Below are 25,229 nucleotides of genomic sequence, written 5' to 3'. Positions count from 1 at the left end.
ATAAAATTTTGTTTTTAATCTTTCTTATTTTCATTAATTGTTACGAATAGAAATACTTAAGGGGGTTTTTTATTCTTAAAAAAAGATTTTTTAAGGAAATTGAATCTCGTTAGTCTTTGTATAACAAATTATGTAATAATCACCACAAGTAATTGGCTTAGTGTCATATTACGAAGATTTGAGATTATAAAAGGAAAAAAGATGGTTAATAAAGATGTGAAACAAACCACTGCTTTTGGCGCTCCCGTTTGGGATGACAACAATGTGATTACGGCCGGCCCTAGAGGTCCTGTTTTATTACAAAGCACTTGGTTTTTGGAAAAATTAGCGGCGTTTGACAGAGAAAGGATCCCTGAAAGGGTCGTGCATGCTAAAGGAAGCGGGGCTTATGGCACTTTCACCGTGACTAAAGACATCACTAAATACACTAAAGCGAAAATTTTCTCTAAAGTGGGCAAAAAAACAGAATGCTTTTTCAGATTTTCTACTGTGGCAGGGGAAAAAGGCAGTGCGGATGCGGTGAGAGACCCTAGAGGTTTTGCGATGAAGTATTACACTGAAGAAGGTAACTGGGATTTAGTAGGGAACAACACGCCTGTTTTCTTTATCCGTGATGCGATCAAATTCCCTGATTTCATCCACACTCAAAAACGAGATCCTCAAACCAATTTGCCTAACCACGACATGGTATGGGATTTTTGGAGTAATGTTCCTGAAAGTTTGTATCAAGTAACATGGGTTATGAGCGATAGAGGTATTCCTAAATCTTTCCGCCACATGGATGGTTTTGGCAGCCACACTTTCAGCCTTATCAACGCAAAAGGCGAACGCTTTTGGGTGAAATTCCATTTTCACACCATGCAAGGCGTTAAGCACTTGACTAACGAAGAAGCTGCAGAAATCAGAAAGCATGATCCTGATTCCAATCAAAGGGATTTATTCAATGCGATCGCTAGAGGGGATTTCCCAAAATGGAAATTAAGCATTCAAGTGATGCCAGAAGAAGATGCTAAAAAGTATCGATTCCATCCGTTTGATGTGACTAAAATTTGGTATCTCCAAGATTATCCATTGATGGAAGTGGGCATTGTAGAGTTGAATAAAAATCCTGAAAACTATTTCGCAGAAGTGGAGCAAGCGGCATTCACTCCGGCTAATGTCGTTCCTGGAATTGGCTATAGCCCTGATAGGATGTTGCAAGGACGCTTGTTCTCTTATGGAGACACACACCGCTACCGCTTAGGGGTTAATTATCCTCAGATACCGGTCAATAGACCAAGGTGCCCGTTCCACTCTTCTAGCAGAGATGGTTACATGCAAAACGGATACTACGGCTCTTTACAAAACTATACGCCTAGCTCATTGCCTGGCTATAAAGAAGATAAGAGTGCGAGAGATCCTAAGTTCAACTTAGCTCATATTGAGAAAGAGTTTGAAGTGTGGAATTGGGATTATAGAGCTGATGATAGCGATTACTATACCCAACCAGGCGATTACTACCGCTCATTGCCAGCTGATGAAAAAGAAAGGTTGCATGACACTATTGGAGAGTCTTTAGCTCATGTTACCCATAAAGAAATTGTGGATAAACAATTGGAGCATTTCAAGAAAGCTGACCCCAAATACGCTGAGGGAGTTAAAAAAGCTCTTGAAAAACACCAAAAAATGATGAAAGACATGCATGGAAAAGACATGCATATGAAAAAGAAAAAGTAACCCTTTTCTTTGAGCGTTCTTATTTTTTAGGAATGCTTTGTCTTTCAAAATTTAGGTTTTTGGATACTTATCAATCCTTTAGGGTTGGTGTTGTGTCCTACTTTTTCATTCATTCAACGAATTTAAAAATTACAATAAAGAGTTATAGTTATGAAACGAAGGGATTTTATTAAAACGACTGCTTTAGGCGCTACAGGTGCTGTTTTAGGAGCACAGATTTTGCAGGCAGAAGAAAGCAAAGGGAGTGTTGCAAAATATAAAATAGAAGCTCAATACAGCATTGATTTTGATTCTGCAGAGCACACTTCACTTTTCATTCCCATGCCGAGTGTTGTAGCGAGCAATGTGCATTTACAAGGCAATCATGCTAGTTATAAAAGCATGCTCAATTTTGGAGTGCCTTATTTGCAAGTGGATTTTTCAAGAAGCACTCAAAAAAAGCAAGTCCATTTGTCTTATGAGATCGCTAGCTATCAATTGAATGAGCGTTTGTTTGAAACGAGCGATTTTGTAGCGATGGGGCGTTATGAAAGAGATGATGCGAGCGTGGCTAACATTGCCAACCAGCTCAAGGGAACAACCCCTAAAGAAAGCGTTCGTAATTTTTATGCGTTCATCAAGCATGAGATGCCTAAAAGACAGAAGGCTTTAGAGGGTAAAGAAAATTTGCCTAAACGAGAGAGTTTGCCTTGGTTTGCAACCATTTCAAAAGAGAGCATGTTTGTGTCCTTATGCCATGCGTGTGGGATTAAAAGTGCTGAAGTGCAAGGTTTGAAATTGGCTCAAAACAGCGTGGTGAAAAACGCTTCTAGAGTGGAAGTGTATTTGAAAGATTCCTTGTTAGCGTTTGATTTTCAAAATAATCACAAGGAAGTTTTTATCCCGTTGAACCGCCATAAAGACATGCAATTAGATACTGCCTTATTGGCGACTTTTGGCGATGCCTTTGCCCTTGTGGATGGTAGGGATTTAGGCAATTACGAGAGCAAACTTTTTGAAAAAAGAGTGTCCTATACGATTGTCTAAAGGCATGAGATTTAGGAATATTCCTTGATAGCGGGCTTTCCTTTTTAGGGAGAGTTTGCAAAAAGGGTTTAAAGGGTTATCTTTATGCGAGAATTTTTTAAGAAACTTGGCACAGAATACGCTTCTAAGTTGTTTTTGGTTTATTGGCTTAGGTGGATGTTAAGTGCGTTGGTGATGCTGCCTTTTATGGAGATTTTTTATTATTTCAATTTTCCGTTGTGGCTCAATCTTTTCTTAGGGCAAACCATTGGAGCGGTGATTTTTTTCAAGTTGGATAAGTTGATTTTTTCTAAAAAATGATTTTTACAAGCTTAAAAACCACTGAGCTTTTCTTATTTTTAAGCTTTTTGTATTTTCCTAAGCTTTTTTAAGGAATTCAGATTTTAAAGACAGGCTCTGCCCTTCTATTTTACAATCCACATTGTGATCGCTATTGACAAGCTTGATATTTTTGATTTTAGTGCCTTTTTTAAGCACCAAAGATGAGCCTTTAACCTTTAAATCTTTAATGAGAATGACCGAGTCCCCATTTTGTAAAAGATTATTGTGGCAATCTTTAACGATTAATCCTTCATTACTAACTTCATTTTCATTCCATTCATACAAACAGCTAGAGCAAACGAACTGCGTGCCATCATGGTAGGTGTAGGCGTCGTTGCATTTAGGGCATGGGGGTAAATCTTGCATGATAATTATCCTTATCGTGGTGTCAATGCTACCATATTATCTAAAGCAAGGTTATAAAACGCTTTAATTTGATAAGTATCAACCCCTAAGATCGCATGACAAAAAATTATCACCTGCTTAGCGCAAGCTATTTAATATTTTAAAAAAATCTTTTAGCTTTTTTAATGTTATCAATTTAAATTTTTTCTAGTTAGCATTCAAAAAGCTCTTTTTAAAATAGGTTACTAAATGGAGCAAATAAGTTAAAATTTATTAAAATAATCATAATGATTAAAGATTTTAACCGCTATTGTAGAAAAATAACGAGAGGGTTTGTAAAAACTCTCATTAAAAACAAGGAGCGAAAAAGATGAAAAAAGCGGGCTTTCTTTTTTTAGCGCTGATGGCTATCGCTGTTATGAGTTTAAACGCTAAAGATCCGAATGTGTTGCGTAAGATTGTTTTTGAGAAGTGTTTGCCCAATTATGAGAAAAATCAGAATCCTTCGCCATGCATAGAAGTCAAACCCGATGCCGGCTATGTGGTTTTAAAAGATATTAACGGCCCGTTGCAATATTTGTTGATGCCAACAACCCACATTAGCGGTATTGAAAGCCCTTTGCTGCTTGATCCTTCTACGCCTAACTTTTTTTACTTATCATGGCAAGCGCGCGATTTTATGAGTAAAAAATACGGCAAACCCATTCCTGATAGCGCAATTTCTTTGACGATCAACTCTAAAAAAGGGCGATCGCAAAACCATTTTCACATCCATATCTCTTGCATTAGCCTTGATGCACGCAAACAATTGGACAATCATCTAAAAAAAATCAACAGCCGTTGGTCGCCATTATCAGGTGGCTTGAACGGGCATAAATATTTGGCGCGTCGGGTAACAGAGAGCGAATTAGCACAAAAAAGCCCGTTTGTCATGCTTAATAAAGAAGTGCCTAACGCGCACAAACGCATGGGGGACTATGGGTTAGCGGTGGTACAACAGAGCGATAACTCCTTTGTCTTGTTAGCGACACAATTTAACCCATTGACTTTAAATCGCGCTTCAGCCGAAGAGATTCAAGATCATGAATGCGCGATTTTGCACTAAAGCGAGTTAGATTCTTAAATTTGAGCGATAACCTTTAAAAAGCGTTATGGGGGTAGTGTTACAAAACCCCCTATTCTCTCATGAATTTGACTGACTTTTTTGATTGATAAAACTTAAAATCCGCAACCAATCATTCTAAAAAGCCATTTAGGAACAACTTTTGCTTTATTTTGCATAGATTGAATTTCTTTAAATTAAAGGATAACCATGCTTAGGTCTTTATGGTCTGGTGTCAATGGGATGCAAGCCCACCAAATCGCTTTGGATATTGAGAGTAACAATATTGCGAACGTGAATACCACTGGTTTTAAGTATTCTAGGGCTTCTTTTGTGGATATGCTCTCTCAAGTCAAACTCATCGCTACCGCACCTTATAAAAACGGATTAGCAGGGCAGAATGACTTTTCTGTGGGGCTTGGGGTAGGCGTGGATGCGACGACTAAAATCTTTTCGCAAGGCAATATCCAAAACACGGATGTCAAAACCGATCTAGCGATTCAAGGCGATGGCTTTTTTATCATTAGCCCTGATAGGGGGATCACGCGCAATTTCACTAGAGACGGGGAGTTCCTTTTTGACTCGCAAGGGAGTTTGGTTACTACCGGCGGGCTTGTGGTGCAAGGGTGGGTGAGAAACGGGAGCGATACCGGCAATAAAGGGAGCGATACGGACGCTTTAAAAGTGGATAACACCGGTCCTTTAGAAAACATTAGAATTGATCCTGGAATGGTGATGCCAGCCAGAGCGAGTAATCGCATTTCTATGAGAGCGAATTTAAACGCTGGAAGGCATGCCGATCAAACAGCGGCGGTATTTGCTTTGGATTCTTCAGCTAAAACCCCTTCAGATGGCATTAATCCGGTGTATGATTCAGGAACGAATCTTGCTCAAGTCGCCGAGGACATGGGATCTTTATACAATGAAGATGGCGACGCTCTTTTATTGAATGAAAACCAAGGGATTTGGGTGAGCTATAAGAGCGCGAAAATGGTCAAAGACATCCTCCCTTCTGCAGAAAACAGCACGCTTGAGTTGAATGGGGTTAAGATTTCTTTCACGAACGATTCAGCGGTGAGCAGGACTTCAAGCTTAGTGGCGGCTAAAAATGCGATCAATGCGGTTAAAAGCCAAACAGGGATTGAAGCTTATTTGGACGGCAAGCAATTGCGTTTGGAAAACACCAATGAATTAGATGGCGATGAAAAGCTTAAAAACATTGTGGTTACTCAAGCCGGAACCGGGGCGTTCGCTAACTTTTTAGACGGCGATAAAGATGTAACGGCTTTCAAATATAGTTATACGCATTCTATCAGCCCTAATGCGGATATTGGGCAGTTTAGGACCACTGAAGACTTGCGCGCCTTAATCCAGCATGACGCTAATATCGTTAAAGATCCTAGCTTAGCGGATAATTACCAGGACTCAGCGGCTTCTGTGGGGGTTACAATCAACCAATACGGCATGTTTGAAATCAATAATAAAGACAATAAAAATGTCATTAAAGAAAATCTCAATATCTTTGTGAGCGGGTATTCTTCAGACAGCGTAACGAACAATGTTTTGTTTAAAAACGCGATGAAAGGGCTTAATACCGCTTCTTTGATTGAAGGAGGGGCGTCAGCGAGCAGTTCTAAATTCACCCACGCTACCCATGCGACAAGCATTGATGTGATAGACAGCTTAGGCACTAAACACGCCATGCGCATTGAATTTTATAGGAGTGGGGGAGCGGAATGGAATTTTAGGGTGATCGTGCCTGAGCCTGGGGAATTAGTAGGGGGGTCAGCGGCTAGGCCTAATGTGTTTGAAGGAGGCCGTTTGCGCTTCAATAACGATGGATCGCTTGCAGGCATGAACCCGCCTCTTTTGCAATTTGACCCTAAAAATGGTGCTGATGCCCCCCAACGCATCAATTTAGCCTTTGGTTCTTCAGGGAGCTTTGACGGGCTAACGAGCGTGGATAAGATTTCTGAAACTTATGCGATTGAGCAAAACGGCTATCAAGCGGGCGATTTGATGGATGTTCGCTTTGATTCAGACGGGGTGCTTTTAGGGGCGTTCAGTAATGGCAGGACTTTAGCGCTCGCGCAAGTGGCTTTAGCGAATTTCGCTAACGATGCGGGCTTACAGGCTTTAGGTGGGAATGTCTTTTCTCAAACCGGAAACTCAGGGCAAGCCTTAATCGGTGCGGCTAATACGGGGCGTAGGGGTTCAATTTCAGGATCCAAACTAGAGTCCAGTAATGTGGATTTGAGCCGGAGTTTAACGAATTTGATTGTGGTTCAAAGGGGGTTTCAAGCGAACTCTAAAGCGGTAACCACATCCGATCAAATCCTTAACACCCTATTGAATCTCAAGCAATAAACCAAAGGATTACTCTAATACAATATAATAGGGGCTAATTTAAAGATTAAGGTTTAGTATGCATGAATACTCGGTCGTTTCTTCTTTAATCGCTCTTTGCGAAGAGCATGCGAAGAAGAATCAAGCCCATAAGATTGAAAGAGTTGTGGTCGGTATTGGTGAAAGAAGCGCTATGGATAAGAGCTTGTTTGTGAGCGCGTTTGAGACTTTTAGAGAAGAATCTTTGGTGTGTAAAGACGCTATTTTAGACATTGTGGATGAAAAGGTTGAATTGGAATGCAAGGATTGTTCGCATGTTTTTAAGCCTAACGCCCTAGATTATGGGGTGTGTGAGAAATGCCACAGCAAGAATGTCATTATCACTCAAGGCAATGAAATGCGTTTGTTGTCTTTAGAAATGTTAGCGGAATAAAAACCGATGCAAGAAGAATTGAACGCTTACCAACAAGAGATTGAATATACTAGAGGAGTTTTAAAAAAAATCCGTTTGGAATTGAAGCAAGTCCAAGAAATCTTGCGTAAGAAAAAGAGCGTTTTAAAAGGTTTGAAGCAAGAAATCTGTCAAAAAAAATTAGAAAAAGAAAATTCCCGCTTAAACAAAGAAACGCAAAATACAGAAGAAGATGTGATTTTCCCTAAAGCCCTTGAAGAAGTGGAAGTTTATGCTAAAGACAATCAGGTTATTATGGCTAAACCATGTAAGCGTTTATTCAATGAAGGGCTTTACTTGCAATACCGCAGCGTTTTGCGCGAAAACAGGCTTTTAAAAAACCATCTCTCTAAAAAAGATTTTGAAAATTCGTTACTCAAAATTGAATTGAGGGATTTGCATAAAGAAATCAAGCTCTATCAAGTCCAAAACCTTTTGAAAGACAAATAATGCCCACGATTTTAGTGAGCGCTTTAGAAGCGAGCTCTAATGTTCATTTAGAGGAGTTACGGTGCAATTTGCCTAAAGATTATCGTTTCATTGGCGTGTTTGAAAGCAAAGACGCACTCTATAGCCCTAGAGAATTTTCTGTCATGGGTTTTAGAGATGTGATAGGCCGTTTGGGGTTTTTACTCAAAGCCCATAAAGAAATGGTCCAATTAGCCAAACAAGCGGATATGGTGCTTTTAATGGATTCTTCTTCTTTCAATATCCCCCTAGCCAAAAAAATCAAAAGACAAGACCCGCATAAAAAAATCATGTATTATATTTTACCGCAAGTTTGGGCATGGAAAAAATGGCGCGCTAAAAGCCTTGAAAAATACTGCGATTTTTTGGGAGCGATTTTGCCTTTTGAAGTGGGCTATTACCAAAAAAAAGCCCAATATGTGGGACACCCTTTATTAGATGAAATTAAATATTATAAAAAAGATATTAAGGGCGAAACTCTAGTGTTTATGCCAGGAAGCCGAAAAAGCGAAATCGCTAAAATGTTCCCTTTATTTGTTAAAGCGGCTCAAATTTTAGAACAAAACGAAGGGTTTAAAAGGCGTGTGTTAGTGGTGCCGAGTTTCTTTAAGGGGTTGGATTTGAAAGCTCTTTATGGAGAAGATATTCAATTATTTGAAATTTCTTATGATGCGCATAAGAGTTTGTTTGAAGCGGAATTTGCGTTCATTTGCAGCGGCACAGCGACTTTAGAGGCCGCTTTGATTGGCACGCCTTTTGTGTTAGCGTATAGGGCTAAAACGATGGATTTTTTGATCGCTAGAATGTTGGTCAATTTGCATTATATAGGTTTAGCGAACATCTTTTATAACGCCTTAAATGATGAGACTCCAGGGCTTGGGGAGAGCCAATTACACCCGGAATTGATCCAGCATTTTTTGAGCGTAGAGGGTTTGTTAAAAGCGTATAAAGAAATGGACAGAGAGCGCTATTTTAAAGAAAGTTTGAGATTAAGGGAATATTTAGCCAGTGGGAGTGCGAGAAAAGTCGCCGAAGAGATGGCTTTTTTGCTGAATTTAACTTAATTTTTACTATAATCTCTACTGAATAAGCTTAGGAGATTAAATGAATAAAGAACCTATGAGTATGCATGGATACAATAAGATTTGCGCGGAATTAAAGCAATTAAAAGAGGTGGAACGGCCTAATATTGTGAAAGAAATTGATATTGCTAGAGGGCATGGGGATTTGAAAGAAAACGCTGAATACCATGCCGCTAAAGAAAAACAACGCTTCATTGAAGCGAGAATCGTGGATTTAAGCGAAATTGTCGCTAACGCTCAAGTGATTGATCCGAGCGTTTTGGCTCATAATAAAGTGAGTTTTGGCAGCACGATTAAAATCCTTAATTTGGATAACGATAAAGAGTTTTCTTACACGATAGTAGGGAGCGTGGAGAGCGATCCGGCTAAAGGGTTAATCTCTTTTGGTTCGCCGATCGCTAAGAGTTTGATAGGCAAGAGCAAGGGCGATGCGGTGAGCATTCAATTACCCAATGGCGAGAGCGATTTTGAAATTTTAGACATTTATTATAAAGAGATTTGTTTTGATGAAAATTAAAATCCAAAAAATCCACCCAAACGCCCTTATCCCTAAATACCAAACCGAGGGCTCTTCAGGCTTTGATTTGCACGCTGTAGAAGAAGTAATGATCAAACCTCATAGCGTGGGGTTGGTGAAAATAGGGATTTGTTTGTCTTTAGAAGTGGGGTATGAGTTGCAAGTGCGCACCCGTAGCGGTTTGGCTTTGAACCATCAGGTGATGGTATTAAATTCTCCTGGCACGGTGGATAACGATTATAGGGGCGAAATTAAGGTCATTTTAGCGAATTTAAGCGATAAAGATTTTAAAGTCCAAGTAGGGGATAGGATCGCTCAAGGGGTGGTTCAAAAAACTTATAAAGCCGAATTTATAGAATGCGAACAATTAGATGAAACTTCAAGGGGTAGTGGGGGGTTTGGCAGCACTGGAGTGAGCAGGGCATGAATATTAAGGAAAATTTAGAGCAAGTTAGAAACGAATTTAAAAGCGATGAAAAGCTTTTAGAGGGAGCGTTTAGATTAGAAAAGTTTTTCAAACGCTACAAGTGGGTGTTGTTGTTTATTATCGTGGCTTTTATCGCTTATTTAGGGGATACGAAATTGCAAGATTATAAGCGTGAGCAAACGAGAGAGCGAATCACTCAAATTTATAATGAAGTGCTAGAGAGCCCTAATAATATAGCTTTGCAAAAAAGATTGAAAGAAGTCGCCCCAGAGTTGTATGATTTGTATCAATTCGCCAGAGCGAGTGAAAGAAACGATGCAAACGAGTTTAAAAGGCTTTCGCAATCTTCTAATGAAATCGTTAAAACTTTTGCACAATATTCTTACGCATCGCTCTCTAGAGATAAAAACTTGCTTGGAAAAAGCCCCATTCTTAAAGAAATGAGCGCTTTACAAGAAGTGAACTTGTTGTATGAAGAAAATTCTAAAGACGCGATCAAAAAAGCGCATCAAAGTTTATCCACTATCCCTCTAAGTTCTTCACTCTATGCTATAATCTCTGTTTTAAAACACTATGGAATGTTAGAAGATATTCAACAAAACCCTTCCAAACCAACTAATCTAAAAAAAGAAACCATTCAAGGAACGCATTGATTTGATGAATAAACCATTTTTAATCTTACTCATAGCCCTAATTGCCTTTAGTGGCTGTAACATGAGAAAATACTTCAAACCCGCTAAACACCAAGTTAAAGGCGAAGCGTATTTCCCTAACCATTTGCAAGAAAGTATCGTTTCGTCTAATCGTTATGGAGCCATTTTGAAAAATGGAGCGGTTATAGGCGATAAAGGTTTAACGCAGCTAAGAATCGGTAAGAACTTCAATTACGAAAGCAGTTTTTTAAATGAGAGTCAAGGGTTTTTCATCCTTGCGCAAGATTGTTTGAACAAGATTGATAAAAAAACAAGCAAAAGCAAGGTGGCTAAGACTGAAGAAACGGAATTGAAATTAAAGGGCGTTGAAGCCGAAGTCCAAGATAAAGTCTGTCATCAAGTGGAATTGATTAGCAATAACCCTAACGCCAGCCAACAATCTATCGTTATTCCTTTGGAGACTTTTGCCTTGAGCGCGAGCGTTAAAGGGAATCTTTTAGCGGTGGTGTTAGCGGACAATTCAGCGAATTTATACGACATCACTTCTCAAAAATTGCTTTTTAGCGAGAAAGGTTCCCCAAGCACCACGATCAATTCTTTAATGGCGATGCCTATTTTTATGGATACGGTCGTGGTGTTCCCCATGCTAGATGGGCGCTTGTTAGTCGTGGATTATGTGCATGGAAACCCTACGCCTATTAGAAACATTGTTATCAGCAGCGATAAGTTTTTTAACAATATCACTTACCTTATCGTAGATGGCAATAACATGATCGCTTCTACAGGGAAAAGGATACTCTCAGTCGTGAGCGGTCAAGAGTTCAACTATGATGGGGATATTGTGGATTTGCTCTATGATAAGGGGACTTTATATGTGCTCACGCTAGATGGGCAGATTTTGCAAATGGATAAGAGTTTGAGGGAATTAAACAGCGTGAAACTGCCCTTCGCTTCGCTCAATACCATTGTATTAAACCACAATAAATTGTATTCTTTAGAAAAACGAGGGTATGTGATAGAGGTGGATTTGAACGATTTTGATTCGTATAATGTCTATAAAACACCAACTATAGGCAGTTTTAAGTTTTTTTCATCTAATCGTTTGGATAAAGGGGTGTTTTATGATAAAAATCGGGTGTATTATGATCGCTACTATTTAGATTATAATGATTTTAAACCAAAACTTTATCCCGTTGTGGAAAAATCGGCATCTAAAAAATCTCAAAAAGGCGAAAAAGGGAACGCTCCTATTTATTTGCAAGAAAGGCATAAAGCTAAAGAAAAGCCTTTAGAAGAAAACAAAGTTAAGCCAAGAAATAGCGGGTTTGAAGAAGAAGAAGTTAAAACCAGAAGGCCTGAGCCTATTAACAATCAAAATAACGCTATCCAAAAAGGCATAAAAGAAAATCAAGAAAACAAAAACGCTCCTACTTCAAAAGAGGATAACGCTATTAAAGAAGCGCCAAAACTCAGCCCTAAACTCAGCCCTAAAGAAGAAAAACGCCGCTTGAAAGAAGAAAAGAAAAAAGCCAAAGCCGAACAAAGAGCGAGAGAATTTGAACAAAGAGCGAGAGAGCATCAAGAAAGAGATGAAAAAGAGCTTGAAGAAAGAAGAAAAGCTTTAGAAATGAATAAGAAGTGAGTCTATGCCAGCTAGGCGATCTTTTACAGATTTGAAAAACCTGGTTTTGTGCGATATAGGCAATACGCGCATCCATTTCGCGCAAAACTATCAGCTCTTTTCAAGCGCTAAAGAAGATTTAAAGCGTTTGGGTATTCAAAAGGAAATTTTTTACATTAGCGTGAATGAAGAAAATGAAAAAGCTCTTTTAAATTGTTACCCTAACGCTAAAAATATTGCAGGGTTTTTTCATTTAGAAACCGACTATGTAGGGCTTGGGATAGACCGGCAAATGGCGTGTTTAGCGGTGGCTAATGGGGTTATAGTGGATGCGGGGAGCGCGATTACGATTGATTTAATTAAAGAGGGCAAGCATTTAGGAGGGTGTATTTTGCCCGGTTTAGCCCAATATATTCATGCGTATAAAAAAAGCGCTAAAATTTTAGAGCAACCTTTCAAGGCTTTAGATTCTTTAGAAGTTTTACCTAAAAACACCAGAGACGCTGTGAATTACGGCATGGTTTTGAGTATCATCTCTTGTATCCAGCATTTAGCTAAAGATCAGAAAATCTATCTTTGTGGGGGCGATGCGAAGTATTTGAGCGCGTTTTTACCCCATTCTGTTTGCAAGGAGCGTTTGGTTTTTGACGGGATGGAAATCGCTCTTAAAAAAGCAGGGATACTAGAATGCAAATGATGCAGAATTTGAGTTTTTTGGGCATGTTTTTAGCCGCTTTGAGCATGTCCTTAGGGCATTGTGTGGGCATGTGTGGGGGGATTGTGAGCGCGTTTAGTCAAATAAGATTTTCTAAAGTTACAAGCTTTTCTTACCAGCTCACTTGCCATGCCCTTTATAATGTAGGAAGGATCAGCACCTACATGCTTTTAGGGGCTATCACGGCAGGTTTAGGGCATAGTCTTAGCGTGGGCATGGGCTTTAGGGGCGTTTTATTGATGAGCATGGGGATTGTTTTAATCCTTTTAGCGCTCTTGGGAGCTAAAGTGGAAAAATTAAGCTTTCAAATCCCTTTCATCTCTTTTTTGATGAAAAAAACCTTGCAATCTCAAAACATTCTAGGGCTGTATTTTTTAGGCGTGCTGAACGGGTTTTTACCTTGCATGATGGTGTATTCGTTTTTAGCGAGCGTGATTCTCAGTCATAGCGCGTTTATGGGAGCGATGCTAGGCCTTTCTTTTGGGCTTGGCACCAGCGTGCCGTTGTTTTTAATGGGGATTTTTTTAAGCAAAATTTCCGTTTCTTACAGGAAATTTTTCAATCTTTTGTCTAAAGGTTTAATGGGGGTTTTTGGGCTTTATGTCCTTTATATGGGGATCATGCTCATTAATCATAAAATGCCTCATGCGATGCATCATCAAAATAGCACCACTCAGCATGATCATAAAGGAGTGCATTCGCATGAACACTAACAAAGCCCTTTTTTTGGACAGAGACGGCATTATTAATATTGATAAAGGCTATGTGAGTCAAAAAGAAGATTTTGAGTTTCAAAAAGGGATTTTTGAATTGCTAAAACATGCGAAATCTTTAGGCTACAAATTGCTTTTAATCACCAACCAATCTGGGATCAACCGGGGCTATTACACCCTTAAAGATTTTGAACAACTCACCCAATACCTCCAAGAAAGCTTGCTTAAAGAATTAGGTTTTAATCTGGATGGCGTCTATTTTTGCAGGCACGCCCCAGAAGAAAATTGCGCTTGCAGGAAGCCAAAGCCCTCTTTGATTTTGCAAGCCGCTAAAGAGCATCAAATTTGCTTGGAGCGATCTTTTATGATAGGCGATAAGGAGAGCGACATGTTAGCCGGTTTGAACGCTAAAGTTAAAAATAACCTTTTATTGACCACAAATTTTTTAAAAACTCCTCATTCTTGGATACAATGTCAAGATCTTAAAGAGATGATTGATTGGATTAAATAAGGATAGTGATGCGTTATATTGATGATGGATTAGAAAATCAAACGATTTTAATCACCGGTGGGGCTGGCTTTGTAGGCAGTAATTTGGCCTTTTATTTTCAAGAGAACCACCCTAAAGCTAAAGTAGTCATTTTGGATAAGTTTCGCAGTAACACGCTTTTCAGTAATAACCGCCCGAGTTCTTTAGGGCATTTTAAGAATTTAATCGGTTTTAAGGGTGAGGTGATTGTAGCTGATATTAATAACCCCTTAGATTTAAGGCGTTTAGAAAAATTGCATTTTGATTATTTGTTCCACCAAGCGGCTGTTTCTGATACGACCATGCTCAATCAAGAATTAGTGATGAAAACTAATTATCAGGCTTTTTTAAACCTTTTAGAAATCGCTCAATCAAAAAAGGCTAAGGTGATTTACGCTTCTTCAGCGGGCGTTTATGGCAACACCAAAGCCCCCAATGTGGTAGGCAAAAACGAAAGCCCTGAAAATGTTTATGGCTTTTCCAAGCTTTGCATGGACGAATTTGTTCTCTCTCATTCAAGCGATAACATTCAAGTGGGCTTAAGGTATTTCAATGTCTATGGGCCTAGGGAATTTTATAAAGAAAAAACCGCTTCCATGGTTTTGCAACTCGCTTTAAGCACAATGGCGTTTAAGGAAGTCAAGCTTTTTGAATTTGGCGAGCAATTAAGGGATTTTGTCTATATTGAAGATGTGATCCAAGCGAATGTGAAAGCGATGAAGGCTCAAAAAAGCGGGGTTTATAATGTGGGTTATTCGCAAGCCAGAAGTTATAATGAAATCGTTAGCATTTTAAAAGAGCATTTAGGGGATTTTAAAGTGAGCTATATTAAAAACCCTTACGCTTTTTTCCAAAAGCACACCCAAGCGCATATTGAGCCTGCTATTTTGGATTTAGATTACACCCCTTTATACGATTTGGAAAGCGGTATTAAAGATTATTTGCCCCATATCCATGCGATTTTCAAAGAACAACACGCATGAAAAAAATTTTAGTCATAGGCGATCTAATCGCTGATTATTATTTGTGGGGGAAGAGCGAACGCCTTTCGCCTGAAGCCCCTGTGCCTGTTTTAGAAGTCCAAAGGGAGAGCAAGAATTTAGGCGGAGCGGCCAATGTGGCTAATAACCTTATCTCTTTAAAAGCTAAAGTCTTTTTATGTGGGGTCGTGGGCGATGATTTAGAGGGCAAGCATTTCATTAGCGCTTTAAAAGCAAGAGGGATTGACGCTTCAGGTATTTTGATAGATAAAACCCGTTGCACCACGCTTAAAACGCGCATCATCGCGCAAAACCAGCAAATCGCGCGCGTGGATAAGGAAATCAAAGATCCCTTAAGCGCTGATTTAAGAAAAAAACTTTTAGATTTTTTCACAGAAAAAATCCAAGAAATAGATGGCGTGATCCTTTCAGATTACAATAAGGGCGTGTTGGATTTTGAACTCACTCAAACTATCATCACGCTAGCTAACCAACACCATAAGCTCATTTTATGCGACCCTAAAGGGAAAGATTATAGCAAATATTCTCATGCGAGTTTGATCACGCCTAATCGCGCTGAATTAGAGCAAGCGCTCCATTTGAAGTTAGACAGCCATGCGAATTTATCAAAAGCGCTCCAAATTTTAAAAGAAACTTATCAAATCGCTATGCCTTTAGTCACTTTGAGCGAACAAGGCATCGATTTTTTAGAAAAAGGCGAGCTAGTCAATTGCCCCACTATCGCTAAAGAAGTTTATGATGTCACGGGAGCTGGCGATACGGTGATCGCGTCTTTAACGCTTTCTTTATTGGAATCAAAGAGTCTAAAAGATGCTTGCGAGTTTGCCAATGCGGCTGCGGCGGTGGTGGTGGGTAAAATGGGGAGCACGTTAGCGAGTTTAGAAGAAATCGCTTTGATTTTGAACCAAACGCACCCTAAAATCCTCCCTTTAGAAAAGCTGTTAGAAACTTTAGAACACCATCAGCAAAAAATCGTTTTCACCAATGGCTGTTTTGACCTCCTCCATAAAGGGCATGCGAGTTATTTGCAAAAGGCCAAAGCTTTAGGGGATATTCTCATTGTGGGGTTAAATAGCGATAATTCCATTAAAAGGCTTAAGGGGGATAAACGCCCCATAGTGAGCGAAAAAGACAGAGCGTTTCTTTTAGCGAGTTTGTCTTGCGTGGATTATGTTGTGGTGTTTGAAGAAGACACGCCAATCAAATTAATTCAAGCCCTAAAGCCTGATATTTTAGTCAAGGGAGCGGACTATCTCAATAAAGAAGTCATAGGGAGCGAGTTTGCTAAAGAAACCCGTTTGATAGAATTTGAAGAAGGTTATTCCACAAGCGCTATCATAGAAAAAATTAAAAGGACATGCAATGATTGATGATTTAATAAAAAAAGAATTTTTAGCCCATAAGGAAGCGTTAGAAAAAAGTTTAGAGAGTTTGCAAGAAGCGTTAAAACAAAGCGTTTATCTTTTGATAGAAACTTTAGAAAATCAAGGGAAAATCCTTATTTGCGGTAACGGGGGGAGCGCGAGCGATGCGCAGCATTTTGCCGCTGAATTGACCGGGCGCTATAAATTGGAAAGGAAAGGCTTGAGCGCGATAAGCCTTAATACCGATACCTCAGCTCTCACCGCCATTGCGAACGATTATGGTTATGAAGAAGTGTTCGCCAGACAAGTGGAAGCGCTAGGGAATAAAGAAGATGTTTTAATAGGGATTTCTACAAGCGGTAATTCCAAAAATGTCCTAAAAGCTTATGAAAAAGCCAAAGATTTAGAGATGAAAACGCTTAGCTTAGCGGGGCGTGATGGGGGGAAAATGAAGCCTTTAAGCGATATGGCTTTGATTGTCCCTAGTGATGACACCCCACGAATCCAAGAAATGCACATTCTTATAATCCACATCTTATGCGATTGCATTGAAAGGCATTTCGCTCACAAAAACTAAATTCAAAGGCTGTGTACTTGAATTTAAGAAAACGATCCAACAAGATGCAATGAAAATAAAGAAAGGATCAAAAAACAACAAAAATCCAAGTCAAAGCAAATCGCTTGAAAAAGAGGTTGAAAACCCTTTTTTCTGTCTTTTGCTTTCGTTTTATCAATCTTTTTAGATTGTGTCCCCATTGAAAATTGAATTTTTCACAATCACATAATCCACTTTTCGAATCGCTTCAAGGTCTCTCCCGCCTGCATAGGAGATTGAAGATTGCAAATCTTGATGCATTTCAATCAGCGTGTCTTTTAACGAGCCTTTATGTTGAATCCAAATTTTCTTGCCTTCAATATTTTTCTTTTCACCTTTTTGGAACTCTGATGCCGAACCGAAATATTCTTTATATGCGATACCATTTTCTATTTTTGTTTCTCCAGATGATTCTTCATGCCCTGCAAAAAGCGAGCCAATCATTACCATTGTCGCACCAAAGCGTATGGATTTTGCAATATCCCCATGCGTGCGAATGCCGCCATCTGCAATGATTGGCTTTCTTGCTGCTTTAGCGCACCACCTAAGAGCCGCTAGTTGCCAACCACCCGTGCCAAAGCCTGTTTTGATTTTAGTGATACACACCTTCCCAGGCCCGATGCCAACTTTTGTAGCGTCAGCACCGGCGTTCTCTAATTCACGGACCGCTTCTGGCGTGCCAACATTTCCGGCAATCACAAAAGTTTCTGGCAAATGCGTTTTGATGCGTTGGATCATTTCAATGACAGAATTTGAGTGGCCATGCGCAATATCGATCGTGATGTAGTCTGGCGTTAATCCTTGTTTGGCTAACTCTTCTATCAAAAGATATTCTTCCTTTTTCACCCCAACGCTGATTGAGCTGATCCATTGGCGTTCTTTCATTTTTTTGACAAACGGGATTCTTGCCGATCCATTAAAGCGGTGCATGATGTAGAAATAGCCATTTTCTGCTAGGAATTCTGCGATCGGTTCGTTGATGATTGTTTGCATGTTGGCTGGGACTATGGGCATTTTAAACGCATGTTTGCCTAGAATAACGGTCGTATCGCACTCTGAACGGCTATTCACGATGCATTTATTAGGAATGAGTTGGACATCTTCGTAATCAAATACTTTCATTGACACGATCCTTTTTTGCTTTAAAAACATTATTTTTACCTTAATTTGAATAAAAAATCAAGAGAAAATGATATAGGATCGATCAAATTTTGGGCGTCAAAGGCCTTATGAATAACCATAATAAGCAAGGGTTACAATATTGCAAAGAAAACGCTACAATAAACTTTCTATAAATCTAATCACAAAAATAAGGAAATCACAAGATGCTGCAAACCATCAACTTAACGCAACGCTATGCGACTAAAAAATTGTTTGAAAACGTGAATATCAAGCTGGATAAAAACAAGCGCTACGGGCTGATTGGGGCTAATGGGGCAGGAAAGTCCACTTTTTTAAAGATTTTAAGCAAGAGCATTGATTGCAGCAGTGGGGAAGTCATCATCACAAGCGGGATGAGAATGGGGGTTTTAGGGCAGGATCAATACGCTTTTGAAGATTTGAGCCTTAAAGATGCGGTTTTGATAGGCAATAAGCGTTTGTATGACGCTATCAAAGAAAAAGAACGCTTATACACTGAAGGCGATTTGAGCGATGATAAAGTGAATGCGAGATTAGGGGAGTTAGAAACCATTTGCGTAGAAGAAGATCCCATGTATGAATGCGAAGTGGCGATTGAAAAAATCCTAGAAGATTTAGGCATTCCTAGCTCTAAACACAACGATTTGATGAAAACCTTGCCAAGCAGCGATAAATTTAAAATCCTTCTCGCTCAAGTCTTATTCCCTAAACCGGATATTTTGCTTTTAGATGAGCCGACTAACAATCTGGATTTAAACGCCATTGAATGGTTAGAAAACAACCTCAAACGCCATGAAGGCACGATGGTAGTCATCAGCCATGACAGGCATTTTTTAAATGCGGTATGCACGCATATTTTGGATTTGGATTTTCACAGCGTGCGCGAATTCAGCGGGAATTATGACGATTGGTATATCGCTTCTACTCTGATCGCTAAACAGCAAGAGGCCGAACGCAATAAAAAACTCAAAGAAAAAGAAGAGCTAGAAAAATTCATCGCTCGTTTTAGCGCTAACGCTTCTAAAGCCAAGCAAGCCACCAGCCGCCAAAAACAACTGGATAAATTAGACATTCAAAGTTTAGCGGTATCCAGTAGGAGGGATCCTAGCATTATTTTTAAACCTAAAAGAACCATTGGTAATGAAGCTTTAGAGTGCGAAAACATCTCTAAAAGTTATGATGGGCAAATCGTTTTAAATCAAGTGAGCCTGAAAGTGATGCCTAAAGACAAGATCGCCCTCATAGGGCCAAACGGCGTGGGTAAATCCACGCTTTGTAAAATTTTAGTAGAAGAGTTAAAGCCGGATAAGGGCGTGGTGAAATGGGGAGCGACAGTTTTAAAAGGCTATTTTCCTCAAAATGTGAGCGAAGAAATTAGCGGGGAAGAGACCTTGTATCAATGGCTTTTTAATTTCAATAAAAAGATTGAAAGTGCAGAGGTGAGGAACGCTTTAGGGAGAATGCTTTTTAATGGCGAAGAGCAAGAAAAATGCGTGAACGCTTTAAGTGGGGGCGAAAAACACCGAATGGTTTTATCCAAGCTCATGCTAGAGGGGGGGAATTTCTTAGTCTTAGATGAGCCAACCAACCACTTGGATTTAGAAGCCATTATCGCACTAGGTGAAGCGCTCTTTAAATTTGATGGGGCAGTGATTTGCATAAGCCATGACAGAGAGCTCATTGATGCGTATGCTAATAGGATCATTGAATTAGTCCCAAGCCCTAAAGGCGCTTCAATCATTGATTTTAAAGGCAGTTATGAAGAGTATTTAGCGAGCAAAAAATGAAACCGCAAGACGTTGAAATCGTTCAAAGCGTTTTAGAGATCACAGGACCGATTAGCCCTACTGAAGCGTATGATAAAGCCAAAGAGCTTTTTGAAAAAGGCGAGATTACAAAAATGTTTGATTATGGGGGCAACACTCCACACCAAAGCGTTAGCGCCTCTATTTATACAGCCTTAAACAAGGGCGAAGAACTACCCTTTTTTAAGGTGCAAGAAAAGCCAGCTTTAATCGCTTTAAAAGGTGCGATGAATGAGCCGGTTTTGAATACTCAAAAGCCAAGCGCTCCAAGCGTTAAAATCGCACATAATAAAATCATGCATGAAAGAGATTTGCACCCCTTTTTAACCTATATGGCTATTCATAACGAAAATTTGAAATGCTACACGAAAACCATTTTTCATGAAGAGAGTTTGAAATCGCCAAAAGGCATGGACAGGTGGCTTTATCCGGACATGGTGGGGGTTAGGTTTTTGCACGCTGAATTGTCTAATGAAAATTTAATCGCTTTTTCTAAGAAATTTGACACTTTGCCCGTTAAGTTGGTGAGCTTTGAATTGAAAAAAGAAATCAGCGTGCATAATTGCAGGGAGTGTTATTTTCAAGCGATTTCTAACAGCTCGTGGGCTAATGAAGGGTATTTAGTGGGCTGTCATATTGATACGCACAATCCCCAACTCATGGATTTATTGAAGCGTTTGCATGCGAGTTTTGGGATTGGCGTGATTGATTTAAGGACTGATGAGGATAAAAGCGCTATTTTATTGAACGCTAAATACAAAGAAAAGATTGATTACACCGTGGCTTCAGAGCTTAGCGCGAAAAATGAAAAATTCAGCGGTTTTTTAAAGAGCGTTGTGGATTATGACCCAAACCACCAACACCGCTATAAAGATGAATTTGATGAGGTTAAAAAGAAAGAGGAGTTATACCCTAACCCATCGCTTTCTTTTTAAAAAATAAGATTTTAAAAAACGCTTTAAGCGGCTTTATAAGGGCGTTTCAAAAACCCTAAATAAAGCGCTAAAGAGCAGCACGACCAAGCAATCCCTAATAAAAACCCTCCTAAAACATCGCTAGGGTAATGCACGCCCAAATAAACCCTGTCATACGACATTAAAAAAATCCAAAAAAGCAAAACCACAGCAATAATCGTTTTAGTGCGAGCATTTGCGTTAGAATAGCATAACAACAACGCCAAAGAGCCATAAAAAAGCGCTGAAGCTAAAGCATGCCCGCTGGGGAAACTAAAGCCATGCGCAAAAACCAATTCGCCATTGGTTACAGGTCGTGGGCGCGCCACTAAAAGCTTAAGGGATTTTAAGGTGAATTCACCTAATAAAATGCTAAAGAAAAACCACACCCCCAAAGCGATGCGTTTTTGAAACCCAAACCACAAGCCAATGAGTAAGGCTATAGGAGTGGTGAGCTTGCTTTGTGCAAACCATGTGCTAAAAAACACGAAAGAAAGCCATGCGCTTTTTTGAATGGGGGCAGGGTTGCGGATCAAGTCTATAAAAAATAAATCCAATTGTTGCACCCACTCTTTTTGAAAAGCCACCCCGCTTATCATTATGCCAAACAAAATAAAAAAGACGATCCCCACAACCCCAAGCGTTTTAGCCGCTTTTTTTTCTCTTACGCTGATTGTTCTGTCAAGTACCATTCAAACCCCTTTTAAAAAATGACTTTAAAAAAAGGTAATTATAGCTTATTTACCCTACAAACGCACAGAAAACGCATGGAATAAAAAAATAATATTCTTATGATATAATGAAGCCTTTAAAGGGCGCACTGACAACGCCAAACAAAACCGCTCAAAACACAAAAAAGGGGCTTATATCATGGAAAACAACCCAAACAATAACCAAGCATTTTTAGAGCGCAACGAATTGCACAACACCATTTGGAAAGTGGCTAATGAATTGAGAGGCTCAGTGGATGGCTGGGATTTTAAGCAATACGTTTTAGGCATTCTTTTTTACCGCTACATTTCAGAAAACATGACTGATTACATCAATAAAGAAGAGCGAAAGCGCGATCCGAGTTTTGATTACGCTTTATCAAGCGATGAAGAAGCCGAGCGCGCAAGAGAAGACCTTATTGAAGAAAAAGGCTTTTTCATCCCGCCAAGCGCTTTATTTTGTAACGTTTTAAAAAACGCGCCCCATAACGAAGATCTCAATGTAACCCTACAAAACATTTTTAACGAAATAGAAAAATCCAGCCTTACCACTCCATCAGAAGAAAACGTCAAAGGCTTGTTTGCGGATTTAGATGTCAATAGCAATAAATTAGGGAGCTCTCATAAAAATAGGGTGGAAAAATTGGCTAAAATCCTTCAAGCCATAGGGGGCATGCAATTAGGCGATTATTTAAAAAGCGGGATTGATGTTTTTGGCGACGCTTATGAATATTTAATGGCCATGTATGCGAGCAATGCCGGCAAAAGCGGAGGGGAATTTTTCACCCCCCAAGAAGTGAGCGAACTGCTCGCTAAAATCGCCCTGCACAATCAAGAGAGTATTAATAAAGTTTATGATCCATGCTGTGGGAGCGGGAGCTTACTCTTACAATTTTCTAAAGTGTTAGGCGATAAAAACGTCTCAAAAGGGTATTTTGGGCAAGAAATCAATTTGACCACCTACAACCTCTGCCGTATCAACATGTTTTTGCATGACATCAATTACTCTAAATTCCACATCGCGCTAGGGGACACGCTTTTAGACCCAAAACATGAAAACGATGAGCCTTTTGATGCGATCGTTTCTAACCCTCCTTATTCCACTAAATGGGTGGGCGATAACAGCCCCCTTTTAATCAACGACGAGCGTTTTAGCAAAGCCGGTGTGTTAGCGCCCAAAAACGCCGCCGATCTCGCATTCACCATGCACATGCTTTCTTATTTATCCAATCAAGGCACTGCTGCGATCGTGGAATTTCCCGGGGTGCTTTATAGAGTTTATAGAGGCGGTGCCGAAAAGAAAATCAGAGAGTATTTAGTGAGAGAAAATGTCATTGACTGCGTGATCGCTTTACCGGACAACCTCTTTTTTGGAACGAATATCGCCACTTGCATTTTAGTGCTTAAGAAAAACAAAAAAGACGACACCACGCTTTTTATTGATGCGAGTAAGGAATTCCTCAAAGAAGGCAAGAAAAACAAACTCAAAGAGCGCAACCGAGAAAAGATTTTGCAAACCTATATTGAAAGAAAAGAGATCAAGCATTTTTGCGCTCTAGCTAATATTGAGAAAATCCAAGAAAACGATTACAACCTTTCGGTGAACCGCTACGTGGAGCAAGAAGACACGAAAGAAATCATTGACATTAAAGCGCTTAATGATGAGATTTCTCAAATCGTAAAAAAACAGAGCGCTTTAAGAAACAGCCTTGAATCCATCATCAAAGAGCTAGAAGCTTAAGGAGGGCAAAATGAATAAAATAGAGCGATTACTCCACACTTTAGCGCCTAAGGGGGTGGAGTTTAGGAAGTTGGGCGATATTGGGGAATTTTATGGTGGACTTGTTGGAAAAAGTAAAAAATCTTTCTTTCAGGGTAATAAATTTTATGTTCCTTATATCAATGTTTTTAATAATCCGCAATTAGATCTAAATGCTTTAGAAAGCGTTCAAATAGGGGATAAAGAAAAACAAAATACAATTCAATTAGGCGATGTGCTTTTTACTGGTTCATCTGAAAATTTAGAGGATTGTGCGATGTCTTGCGTAGTTACTCAAAAGATTGAGGAAGATATTTATCTTAATAGTTTTTGTTTTGGTTTTAGATTTTTTGATAAGAATTTATTTAATCCATCATTTCTTAAACATTTTTTAAGAGACTACAATTTTAGGAAAAATATTTTAAAAGTTGCTAATGGTGTAACACGCTTCAATGTTTCAAAGCAATTACTTTTAAAAATAACCATCCCCATCCCGCCCCTAGAGATCCAACAAGAGATCGTTAAGATTTTGGATCAATTTTCAGCTCTAACCACCGATTTATTAGCCGGTATCCCCGCTGAAATCAAAGCCCGAAAAAAACAATACGAATATTACCGAGAAAAACTACTGACCTTCAAACCACTAACCCCCAATAAAGAAGTTAAAAAGGCATAAAAGCATGAATTACGAAACGATCGCAGAAAGCAATGAAAGCACGGTGGTAGCGGAATTTCATAGCGATAGTGAGAGGAAAAGCGCTTATGAGAGCGAAGCAGAGCTAGAAAGGGCGTTTATCGCGCTTTTAGAAAAACAAGGCTATGAATTTAAACAAATCCACAACGAAAAAGAATTGAAAGACAATTTAAAAGAGCAGTTAGAAAAGCTTAACGATCATTCTTTCACGCCTAAAGAATGGGACGCTCTTTATTCTCAATTCATCGCCAATAAAAACGAAGACTATAAGGCTAAAACGAGAAAGATCCAAGAAGATCCGATTTTTAATTTAACCCTTGAGAATGGGAAAACCAAAAACATTAAAATCATTGATAAGAGAAATATCCATAGAAACGCCTTGCAAGTGATCCACCAATACAGCAATAAAGGGGGGAAGTATCAAAACCGCTATGACGTGAGCGTCCTTGTGAATGGCTTGCCTTTAGTGCATGTGGAATTGAAAAAAAGAGGCGTGGCGATCAGGGAGGCGTTCAATCAGATCAAGCGCTATAAAAGGGATAGTTTTAGCGCTGAAGACGGGCTTTTTGAGTTCGTGCAGATTTTTGTCATCAGTAACGGCACGAGTAGTAAATACTATTCAAACACCACAAGAATAGCCCAATTGGAAAAAAACCATAAAGCCGATACTTTTGAATTCACGAATTATTGGGCGGACAGCAAGAATCGTAATATTGAGGATTTAATGGATTTTGCTCAGTCGTTTTTTGCAAAGCGTAGCCTTTTGAATGTTTTAACGCGCTATTGCGTTTTCACAAGCGAAGAGGTTTTATTGGTGATGCGGCCTTATCAAATCGTGGCGGCCGAAAGGATTTTGGAAAAAATCAAGGCCGCGCAAAATAGTAAAACGAAAAGCCAGAACGGAGGCTATATCTGGCACACCACAGGGAGCGGTAAAACCTTAACGAGCTTTAAAAGCGCGGCGTTGGCTAAAGAATTAGAATATGTTTCAAAGGTTTTGTTTGTGGTGGATAGGAAAGATCTAGACTATCAAACCATGAAAGAATACGGTGAAACCACCCCTTGCTAAAGCAAGGAGCTTCCTAACTAAAGCGCCCTAATGGACACTAACACGAAAGGCTTTGTTCTTTAAAGTCTGCATGGATATTTCCTACCCCAAAAAGACTTAACCCTTTG

24 protein-coding genes and 3 pseudogenes are annotated in these 25,229 nt (G+C 39.5%); 23 read left to right on the top strand and 4 right to left on the bottom strand.

Features of this window, described 5'->3' with window-relative positions; genetic code table 11:
- Nucleotides 1–201 precede the first annotated feature (201 nt).
- From H7N67_RS06930 to H7N67_RS06920, 3 genes are all read left to right on the top strand, one after another.
- Complete coding sequence (locus tag H7N67_RS06930) at nt 202–1,716, top strand: catalase (protein ID WP_187939494.1); 1,515 nt, start codon at nt 202–204, stop codon at nt 1,714–1,716.
- A gap of 150 nt (nt 1,717–1,866) precedes the next feature.
- Entirely contained in the window at nt 1,867–2,742 is an 876-nt protein-coding gene (locus H7N67_RS06925; RefSeq protein WP_187939493.1) for a twin-arginine translocation signal domain-containing protein, read from the top strand.
- 84 nt (nt 2,743–2,826) lie between these two features.
- On the top strand, nt 2,827–3,042 hold the full coding sequence (locus H7N67_RS06920; protein WP_001206520.1) for a hypothetical protein: 216 nt from the start codon (nt 2,827–2,829) through the stop codon (nt 3,040–3,042).
- A gap of 57 nt (nt 3,043–3,099) precedes the next feature.
- On the opposite strand, the gene H7N67_RS06915 is transcribed toward H7N67_RS06920, so the two are convergent.
- Nucleotides 3,100–3,429 carry a zinc ribbon domain-containing protein YjdM gene (locus tag H7N67_RS06915; RefSeq protein ID WP_187939492.1) on the bottom strand — a complete coding sequence of 110 codons (330 nt, stop codon included), beginning with the start codon at nt 3,427–3,429 and terminating at the stop codon, nt 3,100–3,102.
- A 190-nt stretch (nt 3,430–3,619) separates the two neighbouring features.
- Between H7N67_RS06915 and cdh the strand changes: the two are divergent.
- The 15 genes and pseudogenes from cdh to gmhA all read left to right on the top strand — a co-directional run.
- A pseudogene (gene cdh / locus H7N67_RS06910) lies at nt 3,620–4,513 on the top strand (CDP-diacylglycerol diphosphatase); the annotation flags it as partial.
- Between the two features lie 207 nt (nt 4,514–4,720).
- On the top strand, nt 4,721–6,877 hold the full coding sequence (flgE, locus tag H7N67_RS06905) for a flagellar hook protein FlgE (RefSeq protein WP_187939491.1): 2,157 nt from the start codon (nt 4,721–4,723) through the stop codon (nt 6,875–6,877).
- Between the two features lie 58 nt (nt 6,878–6,935).
- Nucleotides 6,936–7,289, top strand: coding sequence for a hydrogenase/urease nickel incorporation protein HypA (gene hypA, locus H7N67_RS06900; RefSeq protein WP_000545280.1), 354 nt, complete (start codon nt 6,936–6,938; stop codon nt 7,287–7,289).
- A gap of 6 nt (nt 7,290–7,295) precedes the next feature.
- Nucleotides 7,296–7,757, top strand: coding sequence for a nickel-binding protein Mua (gene mua, locus H7N67_RS06895; protein ID WP_187939490.1), 462 nt, complete (start codon nt 7,296–7,298; stop codon nt 7,755–7,757).
- The gene (lpxB, locus tag H7N67_RS06890; protein WP_187939489.1) at nt 7,757–8,839 is read left to right on the top strand and encodes a lipid-A-disaccharide synthase; all 1,083 of its coding nucleotides are present in this window, start codon (nt 7,757–7,759) and stop codon (nt 8,837–8,839) included. Before mua ends, lpxB begins: the two co-directional genes overlap by 1 nt.
- A 40-nt stretch (nt 8,840–8,879) precedes the next feature.
- Nucleotides 8,880–9,374 (top strand): transcription elongation factor GreA, encoded by a 495-nt coding sequence (gene greA / locus H7N67_RS06885; protein ID WP_001031343.1) that lies wholly within the window; start codon nt 8,880–8,882, stop codon nt 9,372–9,374.
- Complete coding sequence (gene dut, locus H7N67_RS06880; protein ID WP_180523301.1) at nt 9,364–9,801, top strand: dUTP diphosphatase; 438 nt, start codon at nt 9,364–9,366, stop codon at nt 9,799–9,801. The genes greA and dut overlap by 11 nt, the downstream gene beginning before the upstream one ends.
- On the top strand, nt 9,798–10,454 hold the full coding sequence (locus H7N67_RS06875) for a hypothetical protein (RefSeq protein ID WP_187939488.1): 657 nt from the start codon (nt 9,798–9,800) through the stop codon (nt 10,452–10,454). Before dut ends, H7N67_RS06875 begins: the two co-directional genes overlap by 4 nt.
- Before the next feature lie 4 nt (nt 10,455–10,458).
- Nucleotides 10,459–12,096, top strand: coding sequence for a plasminogen-binding protein PgbB (gene pgbB, locus H7N67_RS06870; protein ID WP_187939487.1), 1,638 nt, complete (start codon nt 10,459–10,461; stop codon nt 12,094–12,096).
- A gap of 4 nt (nt 12,097–12,100) precedes the next feature.
- Nucleotides 12,101–12,772, top strand: coding sequence for a type III pantothenate kinase (locus H7N67_RS06865; RefSeq protein WP_187939486.1), 672 nt, complete (start codon nt 12,101–12,103; stop codon nt 12,770–12,772).
- Nucleotides 12,763–13,503 carry a sulfite exporter TauE/SafE family protein gene (locus H7N67_RS06860; RefSeq protein ID WP_187939485.1) on the top strand — a complete coding sequence of 247 codons (741 nt, stop codon included), beginning with the start codon at nt 12,763–12,765 and terminating at the stop codon, nt 13,501–13,503. Before H7N67_RS06865 ends, H7N67_RS06860 begins: the two co-directional genes overlap by 10 nt.
- Nucleotides 13,493–14,014 carry a D-glycero-beta-D-manno-heptose 1,7-bisphosphate 7-phosphatase gene (gmhB, locus tag H7N67_RS06855; RefSeq protein ID WP_187939484.1) on the top strand — a complete coding sequence of 174 codons (522 nt, stop codon included), beginning with the start codon at nt 13,493–13,495 and terminating at the stop codon, nt 14,012–14,014. The genes H7N67_RS06860 and gmhB overlap by 11 nt, the downstream gene beginning before the upstream one ends.
- Before the next feature lie 8 nt (nt 14,015–14,022).
- Nucleotides 14,023–15,015, top strand: coding sequence for an ADP-glyceromanno-heptose 6-epimerase (gene rfaD, locus H7N67_RS06850; RefSeq protein ID WP_187939483.1), 993 nt, complete (start codon nt 14,023–14,025; stop codon nt 15,013–15,015).
- The gene (gene rfaE1 / locus H7N67_RS06845; RefSeq protein WP_187939482.1) at nt 15,012–16,403 is read left to right on the top strand and encodes a D-glycero-beta-D-manno-heptose-7-phosphate kinase; all 1,392 of its coding nucleotides are present in this window, start codon (nt 15,012–15,014) and stop codon (nt 16,401–16,403) included. The genes rfaD and rfaE1 overlap by 4 nt, the downstream gene beginning before the upstream one ends.
- Nucleotides 16,396–16,974, top strand: a complete 579-nt coding sequence (gene gmhA / locus H7N67_RS06840) for a D-sedoheptulose 7-phosphate isomerase (RefSeq protein WP_187939481.1) — start codon at nt 16,396–16,398, stop codon at nt 16,972–16,974. Before rfaE1 ends, gmhA begins: the two co-directional genes overlap by 8 nt.
- Nucleotides 16,975–17,136: 162 nt before the next feature.
- Here the strand turns inward: gmhA and H7N67_RS06835 are convergent, their stop codons facing one another.
- Entirely contained in the window at nt 17,137–18,114 is a 978-nt protein-coding gene (locus H7N67_RS06835) for a GMP reductase (RefSeq protein WP_187939499.1), read from the bottom strand.
- A 203-nt stretch (nt 18,115–18,317) separates the two neighbouring features.
- Here H7N67_RS06835 and H7N67_RS06830 point away from each other — a divergent pair, with 203 nt between their 5' ends.
- Both H7N67_RS06830 and H7N67_RS06825 read left to right on the top strand, forming a co-directional pair.
- On the top strand, nt 18,318–19,919 hold the full coding sequence (locus H7N67_RS06830) for an ABC-F family ATP-binding cassette domain-containing protein (RefSeq protein WP_187900091.1): 1,602 nt from the start codon (nt 18,318–18,320) through the stop codon (nt 19,917–19,919).
- Complete coding sequence (locus tag H7N67_RS06825) at nt 19,916–20,872, top strand: COG2958 family protein (RefSeq protein ID WP_187939480.1); 957 nt, start codon at nt 19,916–19,918, stop codon at nt 20,870–20,872. The genes H7N67_RS06830 and H7N67_RS06825 overlap by 4 nt, the downstream gene beginning before the upstream one ends.
- Nucleotides 20,873–20,895: 23 nt before the next feature.
- On the opposite strand, the gene H7N67_RS06820 is transcribed toward H7N67_RS06825, so the two are convergent.
- Nucleotides 20,896–21,582, bottom strand: coding sequence for a phosphatase PAP2 family protein (locus H7N67_RS06820; RefSeq protein WP_187939479.1), 687 nt, complete (start codon nt 21,580–21,582; stop codon nt 20,896–20,898).
- Between the two features lie 178 nt (nt 21,583–21,760).
- Here H7N67_RS06820 and H7N67_RS06815 point away from each other — a divergent pair, with 178 nt between their 5' ends.
- From H7N67_RS06815 to H7N67_RS06805, 3 genes and pseudogenes are all read left to right on the top strand, one after another.
- On the top strand, nt 21,761–23,341 hold the full coding sequence (locus tag H7N67_RS06815; protein ID WP_187939478.1) for a type I restriction-modification system subunit M: 1,581 nt from the start codon (nt 21,761–21,763) through the stop codon (nt 23,339–23,341).
- A 10-nt stretch (nt 23,342–23,351) separates the two neighbouring features.
- A complete protein-coding gene (locus H7N67_RS06810) occupies nt 23,352–24,035 on the top strand; it encodes a restriction endonuclease subunit S (protein WP_187939477.1) in 684 nt (227 codons plus the stop codon).
- Nucleotides 24,036–24,039: 4 nt separating this feature from the next.
- Nucleotides 24,040–25,101 (top strand): annotated as a pseudogene (locus H7N67_RS06805) (type I restriction endonuclease); the annotation flags it as partial.
- A gap of 58 nt (nt 25,102–25,159) precedes the next feature.
- On the opposite strand, the pseudogene H7N67_RS08210 reads toward H7N67_RS06805, so the two are convergent.
- Nucleotides 25,160–25,229: pseudogene (locus tag H7N67_RS08210) on the bottom strand (RNA-guided endonuclease InsQ/TnpB family protein); the annotation flags it as partial.

Origin of the sequence: Helicobacter pylori (genome assembly GCF_014498195.1) — a bacterium.
Taxonomy (GTDB): Bacteria; Campylobacterota; Campylobacteria; order Campylobacterales; family Helicobacteraceae; genus Helicobacter; species Helicobacter pylori_DO.
This window is presented reverse-complemented; position numbering and strand designations above follow the sequence as displayed.